The organism is Teichococcus vastitatis (assembly GCF_003604215.1).
GTDB classification, from domain to species: Bacteria; Pseudomonadota; Alphaproteobacteria; order Acetobacterales; family Acetobacteraceae; genus Pseudoroseomonas; species Pseudoroseomonas vastitatis.
The window spans coordinates 1-6,627 of the sequence record NZ_QXGS01000077.1 but is presented as its reverse complement, the minus strand read 5'-3'; the positions used below and the strand labels follow the sequence as shown (position 1 = coordinate 6,627).

The window sequence follows — 6,627 nt, the reverse complement described above, 5'->3', positions numbered from 1 at the left end:
CTGATCCGCGCCAGCGGCACCGAGCCGGTGATCCGCGTCATGGCGGAAGCCGAGGAAGAGGCCCTGGTGGAGGACACCGTGATGGGCCTCTCCGCCCTGATCCGCGCACGGGCGGCCATGGCCGACGTGCCTCCATTCGAGGACAGAAAGGGCCGTCATAAGGCAATCAAGGCTGACGTCTGCGAATTGGTGCCTGCGGCGTGATCCCCGCCGTGCCGAGCGCGGCCATTATCCTTGCCGCCGGCCTTGGCACCCGCATGCGCAGTGCGCTGCCAAAAGCGCTCCATCCGCTCGCCGGGAAGCCGATGATCAATCACCTGCTCGCCGCCTGCGAGCAGGTCTTCGAGCGGATCGTGGTGGTCGTCGGTCCAGAGATGCCGGCGCTGGAGAAAGCGGTGGCACCGCATGCGACGGTGGTGCAGGCGGAGCGTCTGGGAACCGGCCACGCAGCGCGTCAGGCAGCGCCGCTGCTGCGCGACTTCTCAGGCGACGTTGCGGTGCTCTATGCCGACAACCCGCTGATCAGCGTGCCGACCATCCGCCGTCTGATCGGAAAGCGCGATGAGGCCGGCCTTGCCTTGCTGGCCAGGCGGCCGGCCGATCCCGGGCGCTACGGCCGGGTGGTGCTGAGCCCTGCGGGCAACGTGGATCGCATCGTGGAATGGGCAGACGCCTCCGAGGTGGAGCGGGCCATCGGCCTCTGCAATGCCGGCGTGGTCTGTGCCCGGGATGCCGACCTGTTCCGCTGGCTTGATGCCATCAACGATAAGAATGCCAAGGGCGAGTACTACCTCACCGACATTGTCGGCTTGGCCGCCGCAGAGGGGAAGCGCGTGGTGGCGGAGGAGGCGGCAGAAGCTGAACTCGCCGGTGCCAACAGCCGCGCCGAGCTGGCGTTGCTCGAAGCCGGGACGCAAGCGCGGCTGCGTGCCGCCGCCATGGCGGGAGGCGCGACGATGACCGCGCCGGAGACAGTGTTCCTTTCCTGGGACACGCAGCTCGGCGAGGACGTGACGATCGGCCCGAATGTGGTTTTCGGGCCGGGGGTTATGGTGGAGAACAGCGTTGAGATCCGCGCCTTCAGCCATCTGGAGGGCTGCACGGTGCGCCGCGGCACCATCATCGGCCCCTTCGCGCGGCTGCGCCCGGGTACGGAGGTGGGTCGCGCCGCGCACGTTGGAAACTTCGTCGAACTGAAGGCGGCGATGCTGGGTGAGGGCGCCAAGGCCAATCACCTGAGCTACCTGGGCGACGTCAAAGTTGGCGCGGGAGCAAATATCGGCGCCGGCACTATCACCTGCAACTATGACGGCGTGAGCAAGCACCGGACCGAGATCGGCACCGGCGCCTTCGTCGGTAGCAACACCGCGCTGGTGGCACCGGTACGGGTCGGCGATCGCGCCTTGGTCGCTGCCGGTAGCGTCATCACCGAGGACGTGCCGGAGGACGCGCTGGCCATCGCACGCGGCCGCCAGGCCAACAAGCCGGATCGAGGCTTCAAGGGCAAACAGGCCGCGGACAAGGCCATTGCAATGAAGGAAATGAGCTGATGTGCGGCATCGTGGGCGTGGTCGGAAAAGCAGAGGCGGCGCCATTGCTGCTGGAGGCGCTGAGCCGGCTGGAATACCGTGGCTATGACAGTGCCGGTGTCGCCACGCTCGTGAACGGGCAGATCGACCGCCGCCGTGCCGAGGGGAAACTTGCCAACCTTGCCGCCACGCTGGACCGCCAGCCGCTGACCGGCACCATCGGCATCGGCCACACCCGCTGGGCGACGCATGGCGCACCCACCGAGCGCAACGCCCACCCGCATTCCACCCGCCAGGTCAGCGTGGTGCACAATGGCATCATCGAGAACCATGCCGAGTTGCGGGCGGAGCTGGAAGCGAAGGGAGCGGAGTTCGAGACGGAGACGGATACCGAAACCTTTGTCCGCCTGGTGGACCACTTCCTGGCCGAAGGCCGGCCGCCGCGTGAGGCCTTCGCCTCCGCACTGAAGCGCGTGCATGGCGCCTTCGCGCTCGCGGCCATTTTCTCCGGCCATCCGAAACTGCTGATGTGCGCCAGGCAGGGTGCTCCCCTCGCCATCGGCTTCGGTGAGGGCGAGATGTTCGTGGGCTCCGACGCCCTCGCGCTCGCGCCGCTCACCCGCCGCATCGCTTATCTGGAGGAAGGCGACTGGGCCGTGATGGACGGCGAGGGTGCGCAATTCTTCGATGGCCGGCACCGGCCGGTAGAGCGGGAGGTGGTGGTCACGGCGGTCTCCGGCGCGGCCACCGGCAAAGGCAATTACCGCCACTTCATGGAAAAGGAACTGCACGAGCATCCGGCCGTGCTGGGCGACACCTTGCGGCAGTACCTGGACCCGAAGACGCTGGAGGTGCGTCTGCCGCGCCTGCCCTTTGAACCCGCACGTGTTCCGCGCCTCACCATCTCCGCCTGCGGCAGCGCCTTTCTGGCTGCCTCGGTCGGCCGCTACTGGATCGAGCAGCTGGCCAGGCTGCCGGTGGACGCGGATGTGGCCAGCGAGCTCCGCTATCGCGACCCGCCGCTGGTGGAGGGCGGTGCCGCCATCCTCGTCAGCCAGTCCGGTGAAACCGCGGATACCATGGCGGCGCTGCGCCTGCTGAAGGAAGGCGGGCAGAAAACCCTGTCCGTCGTCAACGTGCCCGAAAGCTCAATGGCGCGGGAAAGCGACGGCGCGGTGCTGACCGCCGCCGGGCCGGAGATCGGCGTCGCCTCCACCAAGGCCTTCACCGCGCAGCTTGCGGTCATGGCCTGCCTCGCCATCGGCTTCGGCCGGGCGCGGCGGGAACTCTCCACGCTCGACGAGGGGCGCCTGACCCAGGCACTGCTCGAGGTGCCGGGAAACGCCGCCTTGGTGCTGGAACAGAACGAGCAGCTCCGAGAACTTGCGGCGGAGATCGCCAAGGCGCGGGACGTGCTCTTTCTCGGCCGTGGCAGCCTCTACCCGATCGCTCTCGAAGGCGCGCTGAAGCTGAAGGAGATCAGCTACATCCACGCCGAAGGCTATGCGGCCGGCGAGATGAAGCATGGACCGATCGCGCTCGTCGACGGCAACGTTCCCGTTATTGCCTTGTGCCCGAGCGGTCCGCTCTTCGAGAAGACCGCGAGCAATCTTCAAGAGGCAGCTGCGCGCGGTGGCCGCATCATGGCTCTCACCGACGCGGACGGCGCCGGGCGCTTGTCGCGCTTCGCGGAGCGGGTGATCAAGCTGCCGACGGTCTGCGCCTTCTCAGCGCCCATCCTCTACGCCATCGCGGTGCAACTCCTGGCCTATCACGTGGCGGTGCTGAAGGGCACGGACGTGGACCAGCCCCGCAACCTGGCGAAAAGCGTAACGGTGGAATAGCGGGCGCTTGCCACTGGCCTGAAGCCTCGCCGCCCGCATCGGCACACCGCTGCTTCATCATCATTATAATCTTCTTGGGGGGGATTCATCGTGGAGCCAGTTGTTACTCAGAACCCGAACGGTACCTGGACGGTCGTCACTACCGACGGCAATGTCGTGCGGACCAATCAGTTTCTTGCTGATTGGACCTTTACCGGGGCAACCGTTGTCACCACCAATGGCGGCACCGTCACCACCGAAGAATACGGCGCCAATGAGCAGTTGGTTTCGGCGAAGCTGGTCATCACCGAAGGCGATACGGTCACCACCCGCATCTTCGACGGCAACTGGAACATCGTCAGCGAGACCACCACGGGCGCAGAGCCGACCGATCCGCCCACGGTCTCGATCGCCGACGCGCCTGTGGTCGTGGAAGGCGGCCAAGCCGTCTTTGCCATCACCCTGAGCCGAGCCGTCAACACGGACGTGACTGTTGACTACGTCATCGTGCCGGACTCCGCGACGGCGGGTCAGGATTACCAGGACAAATCTGGCACCATCACCATTCCGGCTGGCCAGACCAGCGTGACGCTGCCGGTCACAACCATCGACGATACGGTGGACGATCCGCGCGACACCGGGACCTTCTCCGTGACGCTCTCCGACCCCGTCGGTGCGGTCCTCCTCAAGGATGGAGCCGTCGGGCGCATCACCGACAACGATGCTCCCGCAGCGCAGCCTTCCGTCAGCATTGCCGATACCAGCGTGGCCGAGGGCGGCTTGATGGCCTTCACCGTGACCCTGAGCGCGCCGGCGGCGGGTCCCACATTGGTGCAGTACTTCTCCTCCCTCAGCCCCAACGTGCAGGACTGGACGTCGTCGGCTGGCACGTTGGATTTCGCGGCGGGCGAAACCACCAAGACGGTAACCGTCCAGACGAAGCAGGACACGCTCGTTGAGGACGATGAAACCGTTGTCATGACCCTCATCAGTCCCGTAGGAATGACGCTGGGCGACGCGACGGCCAACGGCACCATCATCGATGACGACAATGAAACACCGGTGGGCCGGACGATCTCGGTCAACGATGTGACGGTGAACGAAGGCGGCAATGCTGTCTTCGCTGTCTCCCTCTCCCAGGCTCCTGCGGCCGGAGAGACGGTCACCCTCAACTATGCCACCGAGAACGGCACGGCGGTGGACGGGGCAGACTATATCGGCAAAGCTGGCAAGATCACGTTCAACGCTGGCCAGACAACCACATCGGTAGTTGTGGCCGTCAACGACGACCCTGACCAGGAAAGGGCCGAGGCATTCCAGCTTAACCTGTCGAATGCGGCAGGCGGAACCATCGGTAAGGCCAGCGGCACGGCCGCCATCAACGCCAGCGATGCGGATGGCCCGCCACCTCCCGGCGACTTGACCTTCACGGCGGTGTCCACCGGCAGGATCCTGGACAACACCGCCAATGGTGCCGGTCCGGACAGCGTCGATACTCTGACATCTGTTCTGACGACCATGCAACGCGACTACGAGGGCATGGATGAGGAACACCGCGGCGCGCTCGAATTCGATCTGTCATCCGTCAGCGGCACAGTTACTGGCGCAGCCCTGCGGGTACAGATGGAGCATGTGTGGGATAGCCCGGAACGCTTGAAAGCCTATGTCTATGCCGGGGACGGCCGAGTGACGACAGCCGACTGGAATGCCGGCACGGAAGCGGGCACGGCCAGCTTCACCACCAGCGGTCCACAGAATCGGGCCTGGGTTAACATCACACTCGATGCCGCCACGGTGGAAGGCGCCAAGGCCGCCGGTGGTGTCGTCGGGATCATCTTCCGTCCGGATGGTTTCGAGGACCCGACAACGGGGCCAGCCGGCACGTTCTATGACGGCGGCGCCTCGTTCTACCGTGATGGCGCGACGCTCTTCATCGACGCGTCCGATGAGCCGCCTTCGTCCCCCATTCCAGCCGTGACCATCTCGGATGCCACGGTCGACGAGGGCGGTATCGCCAGCTTCACGGTGACGCTATCGGGTCCTGCTCGCGGGCCTGTAACGGTCAACTATGCCACCTCGCCTGGAACCGCTACCTCTGCCAGCGACTACGTGAATTCATCAGCCAATGCTGCAGTGACGTTTGCGGCAGGTGAGACCACCAAGACCATTACGGTTCAGACAGCCCAGGACACGTCCGACGAACCGGATGAGACCTTCAACGTCACCCTGACAAACCCGAGCGGCGCAACACTGGGCGAGAAGGCGGTGGGTGTTGGCAGGATCGCCGACAATGATGAACCGGTTCCCCGTCCGACGCTGAGCGTTTCGGATGTCACAGTGACGGAAGGTGGACAGGCGGCATTCACGATCGCCCTTTCCGCCGCGGCTGCAGGGCCGGTGACCGTGGGCTACGCGACAGCAAACGGAACAGCTCTTTCCGGATCCGACTACACCGCCACTTCCAGTACCCTGACCTTCGCGGCAGGTGAAACCTCCAAAACGGTTGCGGTCGCGACCACCAACGATACGGCGGTGGAGGCAGCGGAGACCTTCAACTTCAACCTGACAGACCCGACAGGGGCAACGATCGCTGACGGAAACGGAGTTGGCACGATCTCCGACAACGACGCGGCCACTACTCCGAACCTGATCAACGGCAATGCTGCCGCCAACACCCTCAACGGCACGGCAGGCTCCGACACCATCAACGGCCTTGGTGGAGCGGACACTCTCAACGGGGCTGCGGGAAATGACACCCTCGATGGCGGCGCGGGCAATGACCGGCTGCGTGGCGGCCTTGGCAACGACATCCTGACCGGTGGCGCGGGCACCGACCGCTTCATCTTCGATACGGCGCCTTCGGCGAGTAATGTCGATACCATCACGGATATTGATCTCGCGACCGAGGCATTGTTCTTGGAGAACGCCATCTTCAATGTGGGGCGGCCCAGCGCATCAGCTAACAATCCGCTGGTTCTGGCTTCCAACTTTTTCCGAAATGGGGCTGCACAGGATGCAGATGACCGCATCCTGTACGATCGGAGCACAGGGATTGTCTCGTATGATGCAGACGGCAATGGCGCTGGAGCAGCAATAGAGTTCGTCAGACTGAATATGGGAACAGTTCTGTCTCAAGCAGATTTTTATATTATCTGATTAGACTGCAGGTTAAATTATTCTCTCCTGAACTTCGCCCCTTAGTACTACAGTTGCTTTTTACAGCGTGACTTGAGGTGAGCGGCACGTGCGGCCGCCTGATGCTGTCGTCGCCAGAG

Annotated in this window: 3 protein-coding genes and 1 pseudogene; all 4 read left to right on the top strand. The window is 64.6% G+C overall.

All coding sequences use genetic code 11. The features are described from left to right. A pseudogene (locus D2K64_RS26035) lies at nt 1-117 on the top strand (hypothetical protein); the annotation flags it as partial. 95 nt (nt 118-212) lie between these two features. Beyond that, nucleotides 213-1,550, top strand: a complete 1,338-nt coding sequence (glmU, locus tag D2K64_RS22550) for a bifunctional UDP-N-acetylglucosamine diphosphorylase/glucosamine-1-phosphate N-acetyltransferase GlmU (RefSeq protein WP_274379328.1) — start codon at nt 213-215, stop codon at nt 1,548-1,550. Next, nucleotides 1,550-3,373 (top strand): glutamine--fructose-6-phosphate transaminase (isomerizing), encoded by a 1,824-nt coding sequence (gene glmS, locus D2K64_RS22545; protein ID WP_120010630.1) that lies wholly within the window; start codon nt 1,550-1,552, stop codon nt 3,371-3,373. The genes glmU and glmS overlap by 1 nt, the downstream gene beginning before the upstream one ends. A 90-nt stretch (nt 3,374-3,463) precedes the next feature. Then, nucleotides 3,464-6,508, top strand: coding sequence for a Calx-beta domain-containing protein (locus D2K64_RS22540; protein ID WP_120010629.1), 3,045 nt, complete (start codon nt 3,464-3,466; stop codon nt 6,506-6,508). Nucleotides 6,509-6,627 lie beyond the last annotated feature (119 nt).

Bases quoted from the DNA above. Each gene is read 5' to 3' on its own strand.
- glmS (WP_120010630.1), top strand. From the start codon at position 1,550: ATGTGCGGCATCGTGGGCGTGGTCGGAAAAGCAGAGGCGGCGCCATTG.